Source organism: Streptomyces sp. NPDC018045 (assembly GCF_044327445.1).
Taxonomy (GTDB): domain Bacteria; phylum Actinomycetota; class Actinomycetes; order Streptomycetales; family Streptomycetaceae; genus Streptomyces.
Genome location: NZ_JBIRFL010000001.1, coordinates 196,960 through 213,644 on the forward strand (window position 1 = coordinate 196,960; position 16,685 = coordinate 213,644).

Below are 16,685 nucleotides of genomic sequence, written 5' to 3' on the forward strand. Positions count from 1 at the left end.
CCATGACCGAGTACAGCCAATACACCGCGTACGCGACCGGGGAGCCGGTCGCCGACACCAAGGCGCCCGCGGGCCCGGTCGCCGACCGCTGGGACACCCGCCGCTTCACGGCCAAACTGGTCAACCCGGCCAACCGCCGCAAGCACACCGTCATCGTCGTCGGCACCGGCCTGGCCGGCGGCTCGGCGGGCGCCACGCTCGCCGAACAGGGCTACCGCGTCGTGCAGTTCTGCTACCAGGACTCGCCGCGCCGCGCCCACTCGATCGCCGCGCAGGGCGGCATCAACGCGGCGAAGAACTACCGCAACGACGGCGACTCCGTGCACCGGCTGTTCTACGACACCGTCAAGGGCGGCGACTTCCGGGCCCGCGAGTCCAACGTGCACCGCCTGGCGCAGATCTCCGTCGAGATCATCGACCAGTGCGTGGCACAGGGCGTGCCGTTCGCCCGCGAGTACGGCGGCCTGCTCGACACCCGTTCCTTCGGCGGCGTCCAGGTCTCCCGTACGTTCTACGCCCGCGGCCAGACCGGGCAGCAACTGCTGCTCGGCGCCTACCAGGCGCTCTCCCGGCAGATCGCGGCCGGCAACGTCGAGCTGCACCCGCGCACCGAGATGCTGGACCTGATCGTCGTCGACGGCCGCGCCCGCGGCATCGTCGCCCGCGACCTGGTCACCGGCCGGATCGACACCTACTTCGCGGACGCCGTCGTCCTCGCCTCCGGCGGCTACGGCAACGTGTTCTACCTGTCGACCAACGCCATGAACTCCAACGCCACCGCCGTCTGGCGCGCCCACCGGCGCGGCGCGTACTTCGCCAACCCCTGCTTCACCCAGATCCACCCCACCTGCATCCCGCGCACCGGCGACCACCAGTCCAAGCTGACGCTGATGAGCGAGTCGCTGCGCAACGACGGCCGCATCTGGGTACCGAAGGCCAAGGGGGACACGCGCCCGCCCGCCGAGATCCCCGAGGACGAGCGCGACTACTACCTGGAGCGGATCTACCCCTCCTTCGGCAACCTCGTCCCCCGCGACATCGCCTCCCGCGCCGCCAAGAACGTCTGCGACGAGGGACGCGGCGTCGGCCCCGGCGGCCAGGGCGTCTACCTGGACTTCGCGGACGCCATCGCCCGGATGGGCCGCAAGGCCGTCGAGGAGAAGTACGGCAACCTCTTCGACATGTACGAGCGGATCACCGCGGAGAACCCGTACGAGGTGCCGATGCGGATCTACCCCGCCGTGCACTACACGATGGGCGGGCTGTGGGTCGACTACGACCTCCAGACCACCGTCCCCGGCCTGTTCGCCGTCGGGGAGGCCAACTTCTCCGACCACGGCGCCAACCGGCTCGGCGCGTCCGCCCTCATGCAAGGTCTGGCCGACGGCTACTTCGTGCTGCCCTCGACCATCAACGACTACCTGGCCCGCAACCCGCACCACGACGAGGTCACCGCGGACCACCCCGCCGTACAGGAAGCCCTCGCCGAGACCGAGGACCGGCTGCACCTTCTCCTGTGCGTCGACGGCGACCGCACCCCCGACTCCTTCCACCGCGAGCTGGGCGAGCTGATGTGGGAACTGTGCGGCATGGCCCGCACGGAAACCGGCCTGCGCAAGGCGCTCGACCGCATCCCGCAGATCCGCGAGGAATTCTGGCGCCGCATCAAGGTGCCCGGCACCGGCGAAGAGTTCAACCAGTCCCTGGAGAAGGCCAACCGCATCGTCGACTACCTGGAACTGGCCGAGTTGATGTGCCTCGACGCGCTGCACCGCGCCGAGTCCTGCGGCGGCCACTTCCGCGAGGAGTCGCAGACCCCGGACGGCGAGGCCGAGCGCCGCGACGAGGAGTTCTCCTACGCCGCCGCCTGGGAGTTCACCGGCACCGGCCGCGCGCCCGTCCTGCACAAGGAAGACCTGGTCTTCGAGTACGTCCACCCCACCCAGCGGAGCTACGCATGAGGCTCACCCTGCGCGTCTGGCGGCAACGCCACGCCGACGCCGACGGCGGCATGACCACCTACGACGTGGACGGCATCTCGCCCGACATGTCCTTCCTGGAGATGCTCGACACCCTCAACGAGGAACTCATCCTCAAGGGCGACGACCCGGTCGCCTTCGACCACGACTGCCGCGAAGGCATCTGCGGCGCGTGCAGCCTCGTCATCAACGGCGAGGCGCACGGCCCGGAGCGCACCACCAGTTGCCAGCTCCACATGCGGTCCTTCGAGGACGGCGACACCATCGACGTCGAACCGTGGCGCGCGGCGGCCTTCCCCGTCGTACGGGACCTGGTCGTCGACCGTTCCGCCTTCGACCGGATCATCCAGTCCGGCGGCTACATCACCGCGCCGACCGGCGCCGCGCCCGAGGCGCACGCCACGCCGGTGCCGAAACCGGACGCCGATGCGGCCTTCGAGCACGCGGAGTGCATCGGCTGCGGCGCCTGCGTGGCGGCCTGCCCGAACGGCTCGGCGATGCTGTTCACCTCGGCGAAGATCAACCACCTCAACGCCCTCCCGCAGGGCGCGCCCGAACGCGGGACGCGGGTCCTGGACATGGTCGCCACGATGGACGAGGAGGGCTTCGGCGGCTGCACCCTCGCCGGGGAGTGCGCCACCGCCTGCCCGAAGGGCATCCCGCTGTTCAGCATCACGAGCATGAACCGGGAGTACGTACGGGCGGCCCGCAAGGGCAGGCGGTAGCACGGCGTTCCGTCCGGACCCCGGGTGTCCGCCCGGTCACCGGCCGGCGGCCGCTCAGTCGAACGCGCCGTGCCGGCGCAGCCAGGCCATCGGGTCGACCGCCGACCCGTAGGCGGGGGTCGCACGGACCTCGAAGTGCAGATGCGGTCCGGTGACGTTGCCGGTGGCGCCGGACCGCCCGATGCGCTCACCGGCGCCGACGGCAGCGCCCGGGGCCACCCGGATCTGCGAGAGGTGTGCGTACTGGGTGTACGAGCCGCTGTGGTGGCGGATGACGACCTCGTACCCGAACGCGCCGCCCCAGCCGGCCTGCACGATGGTCCCGGCGCGGGCGGCGCGGACGGCGGTGCCGACGGGTACGGCGAAGTCCTGCCCGGTGTGCCCGTGCGCCCAGTGGCTCCCGCCGGCCCCGAACCCGGCGGTGAGCGTGCCGCCGCGCACGGGCCGGACGGCGTCACCGGCCGCGGCGCGCACGGCGGGCCGTTCGGCGGAGCGCGCGGCGCGCCGCTGCGGTGTCGCGGCCTTACCGCTCAGCTTCAGTTTCGTACCGACCCTGATCAGGTCAGGATCACCGCCGACCGCCGAGCGGTTGCTCGCGTACAGTTGCGCCCAGCCGCCCCGCACGCCCTGCTCGGCGGCGATCTCGGAGAGGCTGTCCCCCGGGGCGACGGTGTACGTCCCGCCGTCCGCGGCGGAGGCGACGGACGCGCCGACGACCGGCAGCGCGAGGGTGGCGGCCGCGGTCGAGGCGCGGGTGAGTAATCGCCCCGCGCCTCTGGGGCGGCGGGGTGCTCGGTGACGGCCGGTCGGGGAGAACATCATCGCGGGGCGTCCTTCCGGTGGGCATCCGGGATCCGAACGCGAGCACGGTATGGACCCCCTGCCCATGAACACAAGCACCACGGAAGAATCGGACAGCGACTGTCCCGATAGGCCCGTTACGCGCGGCAGCCCGCGCGGTCACTCACCGCGCGGGCCACGCCGGGTCATGCCTTACTTCACTTTCCAGTCACGCAGACGCAGCGCCGTTTCCAGCAGACCGGCCTCACCGCTGCGCAACTCGCGCACCAAATTCACCATCGCGCCCAGCGGTGGAGCGACCGGTTCACCGGAGTCCGCCATGTACGTCTCGGCGCAGGCCGCCCCGATGGCGGCGTTGTAATCCGAGAACGGCTGGAGAAGCAGCGCCGTGTGCAGGAAGCTGGCGGCTCGGGTGGCCGTTTCCTCGTAGTATGTCTCTCCCGCGAAGCGTTCGTACTGGTGACGCTGGGCCATGCAGTAGAGGGCTCCCCAGTCCCGTACGGGGGTGTTCTCGGGCGAGACCTCGATCTGGACGTTGAGGATCCACCCGGCGTCGACGCAGAGGATCACCGCATGCCTTCCGGGAAGGCCTGCTCGAATTCCGCCTTGTACTCCAGCGCCTTCTTCGTGGCCCCTTCGACGAACCGCTGCTTCTGCCGCCGCCGTACCACGCTTTCCGTCAGTATCCCGTGCGCCAGCCGCTTGATCGCGACGCCCTGCTCCTTGGCCTCGGCGCGCAGCTCGGACAGCTCTTCCTCGGTGAACTCGATCGTGATTCCAGGCATATGCGCAGGCTAGACCCGACGCCCCGATGATCACTACCAGGTTCGCTACCAGGGGTGAACCGAATGCGCGTCACCCCACGCGCGCCCCTCACCGCACCGGGTGCCCCGCCCCCCGCAGCGTCTCCTTGACCTCGCCGATGCGCAGGTCGCCGAAGTGGAAGACGGAGGCGGCGAGCACCGCGTCGGCGCCGGCCTCGACGGCGGGCGGGAAGTCCGCGAGGCGGCCCGCGCCGCCGCTGGCGATGACGGGGACGGTGACGTGCCGGCGGACGGCGGCGATCATCTCCGTGTCGTAGCCGTCCTTGGTGCCGTCGGCATCCATGGAGTTCAGCAGGATCTCGCCGGCGCCCAGCTCGGCCGCGCGGTGCGCCCATTCGACGGCGTCGATGCCGGTGCCGCGGCGGCCGCCGTGCGTGGTGACCTCGAAGGAGCCGGTTTCGGTGCGGCGGGCGTCGACGGACAGGACCAGGACCTGGCTGCCGAAGCGTTCGGCGATCTCTCGGATCAGGTCGGGACGGGCGATGGCGGCGGTGTTGACGCCGACCTTGTCCGCGCCGGCGCGGAGCAGCTTGTCGACGTCCTCGGGGGTGCGTACGCCGCCGCCGACCGTCAAGGGGATGAAGACCTGTTCGGCGGTGCGGCGGACCACGTCGTACGTCGTCTCGCGGTTGCCGGAGGAGGCGGTGATGTCGAGGAACGTCAGCTCGTCGGCGCCCTCCGCGCCGTAGACCTTCGCCATCTCGACGGGGTCGCCGGCGTCGCGCAGGTTCTTGAAGTTGACGCCCTTGACGACCCGGCCGTTGTCCACGTCCAGGCAGGGGATGACTCGGACCGCCAGGGTCATGTGCTCGTGGCCTCTCTGAATGCTTCGAGTTCGACTTCGACCAGGACGCGCGAATCGACAAAGCCGGAGACCACGATCAGGGTCGCGGCGGGCCGTACGGCGTCGAAGAGTTCCTTGTGGGCGCGGGCCGCCGCGTCCACGTCCCGCGCGTGGGTCAGGTACATACGGGTGCGGATGACCGCGCCGGCCCCGAGCCCGAACGGCTCCAGGGCCGTCAGCGCGTTGGTGAAGGCGACCTTGGCCTGCTCGTACGGATCGCCCTCCCCGTACAGCACGCCGTCGACCAGTGGCATCGTGCCGGCGACCAGGACGCGGTCGCCGGCCGCCACGGCGCGCGCGAAACCGATGGACTCTTCCCAGGGACTGTCGGTCTGCGCGCGCTCGATGGTCATGACGACACGGCCTCCAATGCCTCTTCCAGGGTGAACGCCTTGGCGTAGAGCGCCTTGCCGACGATCGCGCCTTCCACACCCTCCGGCACCAGTGTGGCGATCGCGCGCAGGTCGTCCAGGGAGGAGACGCCGCCGGACGCGACGACCGGCTTGTCGGTCGCGGCGCAGACGTTGCGCAGCAGGTCCAGGTTGGGGCCCTGGAGGGTGCCGTCCTTGTTGATGTCGGTGACGACGTAGCGGGCGCAGCCCTCGGCGTCCAGGCGGGCCAGCGTCTCGTAGAGGTCGCCGCCGTCGCGGGTCCAGCCGCGGCCGCGCAGGGTGGTGCCGCGTACGTCCAGGCCGACCGCGATCTTGTCACCGTGCTCGGCGATGACCTTGGCGACCCACTCGGGGGTCTCCAGGGCGGCCGTACCGAGGTTGACGCGCTTGCAGCCGGTGGCGAGCGCGGCCTCCAGGGAGGCGTCGTCGCGGATGCCGCCGGACAGTTCGACCTTGATGTCCATGCGCTGGGCGACCTCGGCGATCCGCGCGCGGTTGTCGCCGGTGCCGAACGCCGCGTCGAGGTCGACCAGGTGCAGCCACTCGGCGCCCGCCCGCTGCCAGGCCAGCGCGGCCTGCAGCGGGTCGCCGTAGGACGTCTCGGAGCCGGACTCGCCGTGCACCAGGCGGACCGCCTGGCCGTCGCGGACGTCGACGGCGGGGAGGAGTTCGAGCTTGCTCATCGCGGAGGGTCCTAGAGGGTCTGGGTCCAGTTGGACAGAAGCTGGGCGCCGGCGTCGCCGGACTTCTCGGGGTGGAACTGGGTGGCCCACAGCGGGCCGTTCTCGACGGCGGCCACGAACGGCTCGCCGTGCGTGGCCCAGGTGACCTGGGGCGCGCGCATGTTGGGGTTGCCGACCTCCAGCTCCCAGTCGGCCACCGCGTAGGAGTGCACGAAGTAGTAGCGCTCGTCGGCGGGCAGGCCCGCGAACAGCCGGGAGCCCTCCGGGGCGCGCACCGTGTTCCAGCCCATGTGCGGGACGACGTCGGCCTTGAGCGGGCCGACCGTGCCGGGCCACTCGTCCAGGCCCTCGGTCTCCACGTCGTGCTCGATGCCGCGGGAGAAGAGGACCTGCATGCCGACGCAGATGCCCATGACCGGGCGCCCGCCGGACAGCCGGCGGCCGATGACCCAGTCGCCGCGGGCCGCGCGCAGGCCCTTCATGCAGGCGGCGAAGGCGCCCACACCGGGGACGAGCAGGCCGTCGGCGTTCATCGCCTTGTCGTAGTCACCGGTGATCTCCACCTCGGCGCCGACATGGGCGAGGGCACGCTCGGCGGAGCGGACGTTACCGAAGCCGTAGTCGAAGACAACGATCTTCTTCGCGGGCGTGGCGGTCAATTCCACACCTCCAGCCGCAGGACGCCGGCGACCAGGCACATCGCCGAGCCGATCCCCAGCAGGATGATCACGCTCTTGCCCATCCCCTGCTTCCAGAAGGAGTAGACCCCGCCGAGCAGGAAGAGGCCGAGGACGATGAAGACGGTGGACAGGCCGTTCACAGCGCTCCCTTGGTGGACGGGAGGATGCCGGCGGCGCGCGGGTCGCGCTCGCTGGCGTAGCGCAGCGCGCGGGCCAGCGCCTTGAACTGGCACTCCACGATGTGGTGGGCGTTGCGCCCGTAGGGCACGTGGACGTGCAGGGCGATCTGCGCCTGCGCGACGAAGGACTCCAGGATGTGCCGGGTCATCGTGGTGTCGTACGTGCCGATCATCGGCGCGATGTTCTCCGGCTCGGTGTGCACCAGGTAGGGGCGCCCGGAGAGGTCGACGGTCACCTGGGCCAGCGACTCGTCCAGCGGGACGGTGCAGTTGCCGAAGCGGTAGATGCCGACCTTGTCGCCGAGGGCCTGCTTGAAGGCGGCACCCAGCGCGAGGGCGGTGTCCTCGATGGTGTGGTGGGTGTCGATGTGCAGGTCGCCGTCGGTCTTGACCTTGAGGTCGAACAGGCCGTGCCGGCCGAGCTGGTCGAGCATGTGGTCGTAGAAGCCGACCCCTGTCGACACATCGACCTGGCCGGTGCCGTCGAGATCGATCTCGACCAGCACCGAGGTCTCCTTCGTGGTGCGCTCCACGCGCCCAACGCGGTTCATCGGTTCTCCTTCAGTACTGCACGGACCGCGTCGAGGAACGCGTCGTTCTCGGCCGGGGTTCCCGCGGTGACCCGCAGCCAGCCCGGTACCCCGTTGTCACGGACCAGGACGCCCTGATCGAGGATCGCCTGCCAGGCGGCGTGCTGGTCCTCGAACCGCCCGAACTGGACGAAGTTGGCGTCGGAGTCGACCACCTCGCAGCCGGCCGCGCGCAGCTCGGCCACCAGCCGGTCGCGCTCGGCCTTGAGCTGCTCGACGTACTTCAGGAGCGTATCGGTGTGCTCCAGGGCGGCGAGCGCGGTGGCCTGGGTGACGGACGAGAGGTGGTACGGCAGGCGGACGAGCTGGACGGCGTCGACCACGGCCGGGTCGGCGGCGAGGTAGCCCAGGCGCAGCCCGGCGGCGCCGAACGCCTTGGACATGGTGCGCGAGACGACCAGGTTGGGGCGGCCCTCGATCAGCGGGAGCAGCGAGGGGCGGTGGCTGAACTCGCCGTACGCCTCGTCCACGACGACCAGTGCGCCGCCGGTGTCCGCGCGGGCCGCCTGCGCGGCCTCGTACAGCGCGAGAACCGTTTCGGCGGCGACGGCGGTGCCGGTCGGGTTGTTGGGCGAGCAGACGAAGACCACGTCGGGCCGCCGCTCGCCGATGACCGCCACGGCCGCCTCGACGTCGATGGTGAAGTCGTCGTTGCGCGGCCCGGAGAGCCAGCCGGTGCCGGTGCCGCGCGAGATCAGGCCGTGCATCGAGTACGACGGCTCGAAGCCGATGGCGGTACGGCCCGGCCCGCCGAAGGTCTGGAGCAACTGCTGGATGACCTCGTTGGAGCCGTTGGCGGCCCAGACGTTGGCCTTCGTGACCGCGTGGCCGCCGGTGCGCGTCAGGTAGGCGGCCAGCTCCGTGCGCAGCTCGTCCGCGTCCCGGTCGGGGTAGCGGTTCAGCTCGCGGGCGGCCTCGGTGACCCGCTCGGCGATCCGCCGCACCAGCGGCTCGGGCAGCGGGTAAGGGTTCTCGTTGGTGTTCAGGCGTACCGGCACGTCGAGCTGCGGCGCGCCGTAGGGGGACTTGCCGCGCAGCTCGTCCCGGATGGGAAGGTCGTCGATCTTCGTCACGTGCTCGCTCACTCGCCCTGCGGGATCTTCCAGTCGAACCTGGCCTTCAGCGCCGCGCCGTGGGCCGGGAGGTCCTCGGCCTCGGCGAGGGTCACCACATGGTGGGCGACCTCGGCCAGCGCGTCGCGGCTGTAGTCCACGACGTGGATGCCGCGCAGGAACGACTGGACGGACAGGCCCGAGGAGTGGCAGGCACAGCCGCCGGTGGGCAGGACGTGGTTGGAGCCGGCGCAGTAGTCGCCGAGCGAGACGGGCGCGTACGGGCCGACGAAGATCGCCCCGGCGTTGCGGACCCGGGCGGCCACCGCGGACGCGTCGGCGGTCTGGATCTCCAGGTGCTCGGCGCCGTACGCGTCGACGACCTTGAGGCCCTCGTCCACGCCGTCCACCAGCACGATCGCGGACTGCCGGCCGGCCAGCGCGGTGCTGATCCGCTCGGTGTGCTTCGTGGCGGCCACCTGGGTCTTCAGCTCGGTCTCGACGGCCGCGGCCAGTTCGGCCGAGTCGGTGACCAGGACGGCGGCGGCGAGCGTGTCGTGCTCGGCCTGGCTGATCAGGTCGGCGGCGACGTGCGCGGCGTCGGCGGTGGCGTCCGCGAGGACCGCGATCTCGGTGGGTCCGGCCTCCGCGTCGATGCCGATGCGGCCCTTGAGCAGGCGCTTGGCGGCGGCGACGTAGATGTTGCCGGGGCCGGTCACGAGGTTGACCGGGCGGCACTCCTCGGTGCCGTACGCGAACATGGCGATCGCCTGGGCGCCGCCGGCCGCGTACACCTCGTCGACGCCGAGCAGGGCGCAGGCGGCGAGGATCGTCGGGTGCGGCAGGCCGCCGAACTCCGCCTGCGGCGGGGAGGTGACGGCGACGCCGTCGACGCCCGCCTCCTGGGCGGGCACCACGTTCATGACCACGGACGACGGGTAAACCGCCAGGCCACCGGGTACATACAGGCCGACGCGCTCGACCGGGACCCAGCGCTCGGTGACCGTGCCGCCGGGGACGACCTTGGTGGTGACGTCCGTGCGGCGCTGTTCGCGGTGGACGATCCGGGCGCGCCGGATCGACTCCTCCAGGGCGGCCCGTACGGCCGGGTCCAGCTCCGCGAGCGCCCGCTCCAGCGCCGCTGCGGGCACCCGTACGCGCTCGATGGCCACCCCGTCGAACCGATGGGCGTACTCGATCAGCGCGGCCGTCCCGCGATGGCGCACGTCCTCGCAGATGGGCCGCACCTTCTCCAGGGCGGCTTCCACGTCGAACTCGGCACGGGGCAGCAGGTCGCGCAGGGCGCCACCCTCGGGGAGGGCGTCACCGCGCAGATCGATTCGGGAGATCACCCCTCCAGTGTCTCAGACCCGTTCCCGGGCCCGAGCGCCCGTATCAGTCGGTGGTACACAGCAGCGGGACCCGCGCCGGGGCCGGCGGGACCACCCGCCACAGCCGGTCGAAGGACCGGCTTGAACCGGCCCTCACGGTTCGTGTTCAGGTGGTCACGCAGCGGGAATGGGGTTCGTACGGGCGTACGGAGTGACGGGGTGGACGTCCGAGGGACGGGAAGCGGCAGCACCCTTCGGAGCCCGGCCGGCTCGCGCGGTGAGTGTGTGACACGCGGCGGCGGCCGGGCGGCGTGCGGAAACGGTTGGACGCGGGCCCCGCGCAGGCGGGACCGTACGGACCCGCTCGGGGGAGCGGGGAAAGGGGGACAAGCACGGTGACCACGCCGGAGGAGGGCGACGCACCCGCGGAACTGATGCTCAATCCCGCCGAGTGGGGCATGTGGCAGGCGTTCCGCAACGGCAGCACCTGCGACCTGCGCACCGGCGACCCGGCCAGGGACGACCCGCACGGGCAGTTCCGGTGGGGCCCGGAGCGCCGGGTGCGCGCCCGGATCGTCGCGCTCCTGCTGCTGGAAGGGCCGCCCGCACAGCCCGGGCGGGTCTCCGCCCTGAAACTGGCGGGCGCGTACATCACCGACACCCTCGACCTCGCGGGCGGCACGATCAAGCCATTCGTCGAGCTGCGCGACTGCCGCTTCCAGAACGAGGTCGTGCTGCCCGAGAGCCGCTTCACCACCCTGCGGATGGTCGGTTGCGCGATCCCCCGGATCGAGGCGGCCCGGCTGCACACCGAAGGCGATCTGCACCTGCCGCGCTGCGTCGTGCGCTCCGGCATCCGCCTGACGGACGCGCACATCGGTACGGACCTGCTGCTCAACCAGACGGTGGTGCACAAGGACCGGCAGGGCCGCTCGGTGATGGCGGACGGGCTCACCGTCGCCCAGGACCTCCAGGCCGAGATGATGGAGTCCTACGGCGAGCTGTCGCTGCGCGGCGCGACCATCGGCGTGTCGCTGAGCCTGCGCGGCAGCCGGCTGAGCAATCCGTACGGGCGCCGCGCCCTGAACGCCCCCCAGATGACGGTCGAGCGCACGCTGTACCTGACCGGCGCCGGCCTGGCCAGCTCGCCGTTCTCCAGCGCCACCGCCACACCCCCGTACGGCATCGCCCACACCCCCACCCGCGGCACCCGCATGCAGCGCTTCGAGTGCGAGGGCGGGATGCGGCTGGACGACGGGCGCTTCGGCGACGCCGTCGACTTCGAGCAGGCGCGCTTCATCATGGAGGCCGACCAGGAACTGTCCCTGCGCCGCATCCAGACCCCGGAGCTGCGCTTCCTGGGCGAGCGGCCGCAGCGCGGGCGGGTCATCCTCTCCGGCGCGCGAGTCGTCAACCTGGTCGACAAGGCGGCGAGCTGGCCCGGGCTCGGCGGCCTGTGGATGGCCGGCTTCAACTACGAGACGCTCATCCCGCGCGGCCACTTCCCGCTGTCCCGGCGGCTGGAGTGGGTGGCCGCCGCCACGCCGGAGTATGCGCCGGAGCCGTACGAGATGCTGGCCACCGCCCTGCGCGGCAGCGGCGAGGACTCCGACGCGCGCGAGGTGCTGCTCGCCAAGCAGCGGCGGCGGCGCGAGACGCTGCCGTTGGCCGCCAAGCTGTGGGGCTTCCTCCAGGACTGGACGGTGGCGTACGGCTACCGTCCCGGGCGGGCCGCGGTGTGGATGGTGATCCTGTGGGCCCTCGGCACGGTCTACTTCGCCCAGTCCCCGCCCCCGGCCCTCAAGCCCGGCGAGGCGCCGCCCTGGAATCCGTACCTCTACTCCCTGGACCTGCTGCTGCCGGTGATCGATCTCTACCAGGGCTCGTCGTGGAAACCGGACGGCGGCTCCCAGTGGGTGGCCGCGATCATGATCCTGGCCGGTTGGGTGCTGGCGACGACGGTCGCGGCGGGCGCGTCGCGGCTGCTGCGGCGGCAGTAGGAGCGCGCGGGGGCGCGCGGGGCGGGCCGGGCTCCGGCCCGGAGCCGCAACCGGCCCGGGTCTCGCGCGGAGGCCGGTCCGGGCCTCGCACCAGGGATGACAAGGGTCTGCTGCGGGGGTGATCCGGATCCGTTCCGGGGCCGTACTCCACCGGAATCGGGCCCGTCGCCCCCTCCCCCGGGGACCCGGATCGCGGGGCGCGAACCACTCCCGCCTCCACAGGCTCTAGGCTTACGGGCTGTGACCTCCGTGCGCCTACCGCTCTTCCCGCTGAACTCGGTGTTGTTCCCGGGACTCGTCCTCCCGCTCAACGTCTTCGAGGCGCGGTACCGGGCGATGATGCGCGACCTCCTCGCCCTGCCCGAAGACGAACGCCGTTTCGGGGTCGTCGCGATCCGCGACGGCCGCGAGGTGGCGCCCTCCGCCCCCGGCCTGCCGGACAGCACGGCGCTGCCCGCCGACGGGCCGGGCGCGGGCTTCGGCCCCGACCCGATCAGCGCCTTCCACACCGTGGGGTGCGTGGCCGACGCGGCCACCATCCGCGAGAAGAGCGGCGCCCCCGGCCCGGCCCTCGCCTCCGACGAGGGCGCCGAGGCCGGCGCGGACGCGGCGCTCTCCCCCGGCGCCGGACCCGACGCCGCCGGGTACGAGGTGCTGGCCACCGGCACCACCCGCTTCAAGCTGCTGTCGGTGGACGCCTCGGGCCCGTACCTGATGGGCGAGGTGGAGGAGCTGGCGGAGACCGAGGGCGAGGGCGCCGGCGCGCTGGCCTCCGGTGTCGTACGGGCCTTTCGCACCTACCAGAAGCGGCTGGCCTGGGCGAACGAACGCACGCTCGCCGGCGGTCAGGACCTGCCCGACGAGCCGTCGGTGCTGTCGTACCTGGTGGCGGCCGCCGCCGTGCTCGACATCCCCGCCAAGCAGCGGCTCCTGGAGGCGCCGGACACCGCGGCCCGGCTCACGCAGGAGCTGAAACTCCTTCGCCAGGAGACCGCGGTGATCGGTAAGCTCCCGTCGCTGCCCGCGGTGGACCTGACCCGCCACCCGACCAGCCCCAACTGAGCGCGGGGCGGCCTCCGCCGCTTCCGTCCCCGTCACCGTCCCCGTCCCCGTACCGACGACCTCACGAACGAGCCGAGGCGCGACGACCTTGTCCAAGAAGCCGAAGCGGACCAAGCAGCCGAAGAACGGGAAGCAGCCGGCCGGCGGCACCCCGGCGACGGTCGCCCTCACCGAGGCGGGCGTCGACTTCACCCTCCACGCCTACGAGCACGACCCGGCCGCCGCGTCGTACGGCGAGGAGGCCGCCGAAGCGCTCGGGGTCTCCCCCGACCAGGTCTTCAAGACGCTCCTCGCCGAGGTGGACGGCGCCCTGACCGTCGCCGTCGTACCGGTCTCCGGCTCCCTCGACCTCAAGGCGCTGGCCGCCGCGGCCGGCGGCAAGCGCGCCGCCATGGCCGACCCGGCCGCCGCGGAGCGCAGCACCGGCTACGTACGCGGCGGCATCTCGCCGCTCGGCCAGCGCAAGCGGCTGCGTACGGTGATCGACGCGTCGGCGGCCGCACACGGGACGGTGTGCGTGTCGGCCGGGCGCCGCGGGCTGGAGGTCGAGCTGGCACCCGCCGACCTCCAGCAGCTCACGGAGGCGACGCTCGCGGAGATCGCGCGCGGCTGAGGCGCGCGCTGCCCGGTGCCCACGCGACGGGGACCGCCCCACGAGCCGCGCGCCGTGCGCCGCGCGGCCGGATCCGCCCCGTACGCCCCCGCCGTCACGACGCCGGGCCTTTACGCCCGCCCCGTCCTCCGCTACGACCCGTGGAGGAGGTACGCCCATGTCGAAGAAGACCCGCAAGCGGAAGTGGCGCATCAAGAAGGGCAAGGCCAATCACGGGCGGCGGCCCGCCTGAGGAAGCGGAGCGGCCCGGCACGTCGCACGCGGCCCCGTCAGCCGTCCGAGGGCGGCGGGGCCTGCTGCGCTCCCTGGAACCACTCCGGCTGCGGCGGCTCCGGGTCGCGGGGGCCGAAGAGGCCGGTCAGCAGCAGGTGGGTGATCATGGCGCCGACCGGCCAGGCGAGCAGCGCGCCCTTGGCCTGGAGGCGCAGCGGCGCGTCGAACGGCACCCCCTTGCCGACCTCCGCCGCACGCTCCGCCAGGTCCGACGTCGGGCCCAGCCAGATGCCGAACCGCCAGGCCACCACGGAGCCGAGCAGTCCGCCCACCACCAGCGCCACCACCAACGGGACGCCCCCGCCCCTGCGGAAGAGGAACGCCCCCGCCGCGCACACCACCCCGAAGCCGAAGGCCGACACGATGAAGGTGCCGTCCCCGCCGATGGACTCCTCGCCCTCGACGTTCTTGAGGTAGACGTTGCCGCTGCCGTCCGCGATCAGCGGGACGTGCGGCGCCAGCCACGCCCACAGGGCGCCCAGCAGTACGCCGCACACCGTCACCACGAGCGCGATCAGCGCCGCCTCGCGCAGTTCACGGCGGAGTTCGGCCCGGTCCTGCACGGCGGACCCCCCGGAGGTCGGATGGCCGGACGACGCCCCGGCCGGACCGGCCCAGGGGTTGTACGCGTGCTCGGGCGGTTGATTCTCGTGCGGCGTCTGCGGTGCGGTCACCCTGTCATCGTGCCAGGTGGGCACGGTGCCGGTGTCGGCAGGACGGCTCCGCGGCCGGTTCCGGCCGGTCTGCCCGGACCGTCCGCCGGTCCGTCACCGTACGGCCGCCCGGCGGTACGCCCACGTCGCCACGGCCAGCGACAGGACCCCCACCGCCGCGCAGACCCCCAGGTCGGCGAGGACCGCCAGCCAGTCGGGGCGGGCGTCGAATCCGCGCGCCAGGGCCTCGACCCCGTACGTCGACGGCAGCAGGTCCCGCGCGTACGAGATCGGCGCGGGCAGCCGGGCGGCCGGCAGCACACCCAGCAGCAGGGCCGCGGACATGCCCAACTGGCCGCAGAGCGTGGCCAGTTCCGGCCGGGGCGCCAGCAGGCCCAGCGCGGCGCCGAGCCCGGCGAGGGCCGCCCCGGCCAGCGGGATCACCGCGATCAGCACCCACAGGTTCGCCATCGGCAACTGGAACAGCAGACAGCCGGTCACGGCCGTGACGACGGTCCCCGGCGCGGTGAACGAGGCGTACGCGGCGGCCGCGCCGAGCACCACCGCGGCAGGCGGCACCGGCAGCGTGGCGTAGTGGTCGAGCCCGCCGCTGGCCCGGAGCTGCCCGAAGTACTGGGCCAGCAGGTTCAGCGCCACGAACGCCACGACCAGCACGCTGGAGCCGGCGACGACGGCCCGCGCCGCGTCCCCGCCGTCGACCACGCCGCGCATCAGGATCATGATCCCGACCGACTGGAAGGTGGCCACGAACAGCAGCGGGATACGGGCGACCCGGGCCCGCGACAACTGGGCCCGGTACACGGCGGCGAGCGCGGGCAGCAGCCGGGCCGCGGGCGCCAGCGGCGCGGCGGCCGGGCCGTCCGCGTCCGGCCGCGGCCCGGCGGCGCTCCCCGGCCCAGGGGCGGGCCCGGCGGCCGGCGCCGCCGTCCGCGCCTTCGCCTGTGCCTCCGCGGGAACCACGCTCACGCCTTCACCAAGCCTTCCTCCGTACGGCCCCCCAGCGCGAGATACACATCTTCCAGGCTCGGCGTCGCGAGCGTGAAGTCGTCCAGGGCGGCGAAGGCCGGGCCGGCCGTCACGGCGGCCACCGCCTCCCGCGCCCGGTCCGGGGCCAGCCTCAGCGTCCAGCGGCGCCCGTTGGTCCGCGCGGCCTCGCCCAGGGCGGCCACCTCGGGCACGTCCAGCGGTGCCCGCTCCCGCCACACCAGCTCCAGCCGGACCTCTTCAGCCACCAGGTCCTTGAGCCCGCCGGGCGTGTCGCAGGCGATGACCTTGCCCCGGTCGATCACGGCGACCCGGTCCAGGACGCTCTCCGCCTCGATGACGTTGTGGGTCACGAGCAGCACGGTGGCGCCGCGTTCCGCCCGGCGCCGGTCCACGGCGGCCCACACGGCGCGGCGCGCCACCGGGTCCATGCCGGTGGTCGGCTCGTCCAGCACCAGCAGCGGCCGCTCCCCGACCAGTACGGCGGCGAAGCACGCGAGGCGGCGCTGGCCCCCGGAGAGCCGCTTGAGCGGGCGCCCGGCGATGTCCCCGAGCCCCAGCTCCGCCACGACCTCGTCCCGCTCGGCGCACGCTTGCCGCGCCGTCAGGCCACGCAGGCGGCCGGTGGTCTCCACGGCGAGCGCGACCGTCATCTCGTCCAGGGCGCTCGACTCCTGGCCGAGGTATCCGAGCAGGCGCGAAGCGCGCTCCGGGTACCGGACGAGGTCGTGCCCCAGCACGTTCACCCGGCCGGAGTCCGGCCGCAGCAGTCCGGTGAGCTGCCGCACCAGCGTCGACTTGCCGGCCCCGTTCGGCCCGAGCAGCCCGAAGATCTCTCCCCGGCGCACGTCCAGACTGATCCCGTCACTGGCCCGCACGGCCGGCGCCCCCGCCGCTCCCCGCCGCCCGCGCACCGCGGGGTACGTCTTGACCAGGTCCCGCACGGCACACACCAGCTCGCCGCACTCCACCCGCTTCGCACCCATCCTCACGAGCAAC

Annotated in this window: 19 protein-coding genes; 5 read left to right on the forward strand and 14 right to left on the reverse strand. The window is 72.8% G+C overall.

From position 1 onward, the window contains the following. Positions 1-2 precede the first annotated feature (2 nt). Together ACH4EB_RS00750 and ACH4EB_RS00755 are read left to right on the forward strand one after the other, a co-directional pair. Positions 3-1,961, forward strand: coding sequence for a fumarate reductase/succinate dehydrogenase flavoprotein subunit (locus tag ACH4EB_RS00750; protein WP_398345074.1), 1,959 nt, complete (start codon positions 3-5; stop codon positions 1,959-1,961). Next, positions 1,958-2,704 (forward strand): succinate dehydrogenase/fumarate reductase iron-sulfur subunit, encoded by a 747-nt coding sequence (locus ACH4EB_RS00755; RefSeq protein ID WP_398345075.1) that lies wholly within the window; start codon positions 1,958-1,960, stop codon positions 2,702-2,704. The genes ACH4EB_RS00750 and ACH4EB_RS00755 overlap by 4 nt, the downstream gene beginning before the upstream one ends. Positions 2,705-2,758: 54 nt before the next feature. On the opposite strand, the gene ACH4EB_RS00760 is transcribed toward ACH4EB_RS00755, so the two are convergent. The 11 genes from ACH4EB_RS00760 to hisD all read right to left on the reverse strand — a co-directional run bounded on the left by ACH4EB_RS00760 (position 2,759) and on the right by hisD (position 10,101). Next, positions 2,759-3,526, reverse strand: coding sequence for a M23 family metallopeptidase (locus ACH4EB_RS00760; RefSeq protein ID WP_398345076.1), 768 nt, complete (start codon positions 3,524-3,526; stop codon positions 2,759-2,761). 171 nt (positions 3,527-3,697) lie between these two features. Beyond that, positions 3,698-4,075, reverse strand: a complete 378-nt coding sequence (locus tag ACH4EB_RS00765; protein ID WP_398345077.1) for a hypothetical protein — start codon at positions 4,073-4,075, stop codon at positions 3,698-3,700. Further along, the gene (locus ACH4EB_RS00770) at positions 4,072-4,290 is read right to left on the reverse strand and encodes a hypothetical protein (RefSeq protein WP_398345078.1); all 219 of its coding nucleotides are present in this window, start codon (positions 4,288-4,290) and stop codon (positions 4,072-4,074) included. Before ACH4EB_RS00770 ends, ACH4EB_RS00765 begins: the two co-directional genes overlap by 4 nt. A gap of 88 nt (positions 4,291-4,378) precedes the next feature. Beyond that, on the reverse strand, positions 4,379-5,134 hold the full coding sequence (hisF, locus tag ACH4EB_RS00775; protein ID WP_398345079.1) for an imidazole glycerol phosphate synthase subunit HisF: 756 nt from the start codon (positions 5,132-5,134) through the stop codon (positions 4,379-4,381). After that, on the reverse strand, positions 5,131-5,526 hold the full coding sequence (locus ACH4EB_RS00780) for a Rid family hydrolase (protein WP_398345080.1): 396 nt from the start codon (positions 5,524-5,526) through the stop codon (positions 5,131-5,133). Before ACH4EB_RS00780 ends, hisF begins: the two co-directional genes overlap by 4 nt. Then, positions 5,523-6,248, reverse strand: a complete 726-nt coding sequence (priA, locus tag ACH4EB_RS00785) for a bifunctional 1-(5-phosphoribosyl)-5-((5-phosphoribosylamino)methylideneamino)imidazole-4-carboxamide isomerase/phosphoribosylanthranilate isomerase PriA (RefSeq protein WP_398345081.1) — start codon at positions 6,246-6,248, stop codon at positions 5,523-5,525. The genes ACH4EB_RS00780 and priA overlap by 4 nt, the downstream gene beginning before the upstream one ends. Positions 6,249-6,259: 11 nt before the next feature. Further along, complete coding sequence (hisH, locus tag ACH4EB_RS00790) at positions 6,260-6,907, reverse strand: imidazole glycerol phosphate synthase subunit HisH (RefSeq protein WP_398345082.1); 648 nt, start codon at positions 6,905-6,907, stop codon at positions 6,260-6,262. Further along, the gene (locus tag ACH4EB_RS00795) at positions 6,904-7,068 is read right to left on the reverse strand and encodes a hypothetical protein (RefSeq protein WP_398345083.1); all 165 of its coding nucleotides are present in this window, start codon (positions 7,066-7,068) and stop codon (positions 6,904-6,906) included. Before ACH4EB_RS00795 ends, hisH begins: the two co-directional genes overlap by 4 nt. Further along, positions 7,065-7,658 carry an imidazoleglycerol-phosphate dehydratase HisB gene (hisB, locus tag ACH4EB_RS00800; RefSeq protein ID WP_003984418.1) on the reverse strand — a complete coding sequence of 198 codons (594 nt, stop codon included), beginning with the start codon at positions 7,656-7,658 and terminating at the stop codon, positions 7,065-7,067. Before hisB ends, ACH4EB_RS00795 begins: the two co-directional genes overlap by 4 nt. Then, positions 7,655-8,770, reverse strand: coding sequence for a histidinol-phosphate transaminase (locus ACH4EB_RS00805; RefSeq protein ID WP_398345084.1), 1,116 nt, complete (start codon positions 8,768-8,770; stop codon positions 7,655-7,657). The genes hisB and ACH4EB_RS00805 overlap by 4 nt, the downstream gene beginning before the upstream one ends. Before the next feature lie 8 nt (positions 8,771-8,778). Then, positions 8,779-10,101, reverse strand: coding sequence for a histidinol dehydrogenase (gene hisD, locus ACH4EB_RS00810; protein ID WP_398345085.1), 1,323 nt, complete (start codon positions 10,099-10,101; stop codon positions 8,779-8,781). Positions 10,102-10,475: 374 nt separating this feature from the next. On the opposite strand from hisD, the gene ACH4EB_RS00815 reads away from it, so the two are divergent. The 3 genes from ACH4EB_RS00815 (at position 10,476) to ybaK (ending at position 13,755) form a co-directional block, all read left to right on the forward strand. Then, positions 10,476-12,080, forward strand: coding sequence for an oxidoreductase (locus ACH4EB_RS00815; protein WP_398345086.1), 1,605 nt, complete (start codon positions 10,476-10,478; stop codon positions 12,078-12,080). Positions 12,081-12,320: 240 nt separating this feature from the next. Next, the gene (locus tag ACH4EB_RS00820; protein ID WP_398345087.1) at positions 12,321-13,142 is read left to right on the forward strand and encodes an LON peptidase substrate-binding domain-containing protein; all 822 of its coding nucleotides are present in this window, start codon (positions 12,321-12,323) and stop codon (positions 13,140-13,142) included. An 88-nt stretch (positions 13,143-13,230) separates the two neighbouring features. After that, positions 13,231-13,755, forward strand: a complete 525-nt coding sequence (gene ybaK, locus ACH4EB_RS00825; RefSeq protein ID WP_398345088.1) for a Cys-tRNA(Pro) deacylase — start codon at positions 13,231-13,233, stop codon at positions 13,753-13,755. Positions 13,756-14,024: 269 nt separating this feature from the next. On the opposite strand, the gene ACH4EB_RS00830 is transcribed toward ybaK, so the two are convergent. The 3 genes from ACH4EB_RS00830 to ACH4EB_RS00840 form a co-directional block, all read right to left on the reverse strand. Beyond that, the gene (locus ACH4EB_RS00830; RefSeq protein ID WP_398345089.1) at positions 14,025-14,702 is read right to left on the reverse strand and encodes an ABC transporter permease; all 678 of its coding nucleotides are present in this window, start codon (positions 14,700-14,702) and stop codon (positions 14,025-14,027) included. Between the two features lie 93 nt (positions 14,703-14,795). After that, entirely contained in the window at positions 14,796-15,668 is an 873-nt protein-coding gene (locus tag ACH4EB_RS00835) for an ABC transporter permease (RefSeq protein ID WP_398345090.1), read from the reverse strand. Then, a complete protein-coding gene (locus ACH4EB_RS00840; protein WP_398345708.1) occupies positions 15,665-16,672 on the reverse strand; it encodes an ABC transporter ATP-binding protein in 1,008 nt (335 codons plus the stop codon). Before ACH4EB_RS00840 ends, ACH4EB_RS00835 begins: the two co-directional genes overlap by 4 nt. Positions 16,673-16,685: the final 13 nt, after the last annotated feature.

Coding starts and splice junctions, on each gene's coding strand:
- ACH4EB_RS00750 (WP_398345074.1), top strand. CDS start 3: ATGACCGAGTACAGCCAATACACCGCGTACGCGACCGGGGAGCCGGTC.
- ACH4EB_RS00760 (WP_398345076.1), bottom strand. CDS start 3,526: ATGATGTTCTCCCCGACCGGCCGTCACCGAGCACCCCGCCGCCCCAGA.
- ACH4EB_RS00755 (WP_398345075.1), top strand. CDS start 1,958: ATGAGGCTCACCCTGCGCGTCTGGCGGCAACGCCACGCCGACGCCGAC.
- priA (WP_398345081.1), bottom strand. CDS start 6,248: ATGAGCAAGCTCGAACTCCTCCCCGCCGTCGACGTCCGCGACGGCCAG.
- ACH4EB_RS00840 (WP_398345708.1), bottom strand. CDS start 16,672: ATGGGTGCGAAGCGGGTGGAGTGCGGCGAGCTGGTGTGTGCCGTGCGG.
- hisB (WP_003984418.1), bottom strand. CDS start 7,658: ATGAACCGCGTTGGGCGCGTGGAGCGCACCACGAAGGAGACCTCGGTG.
- ACH4EB_RS00770 (WP_398345078.1), bottom strand. CDS start 4,290: ATGCCTGGAATCACGATCGAGTTCACCGAGGAAGAGCTGTCCGAGCTG.
- hisF (WP_398345079.1), bottom strand. CDS start 5,134: ATGACCCTGGCGGTCCGAGTCATCCCCTGCCTGGACGTGGACAACGGC.
- ACH4EB_RS00780 (WP_398345080.1), bottom strand. CDS start 5,526: ATGACCATCGAGCGCGCGCAGACCGACAGTCCCTGGGAAGAGTCCATC.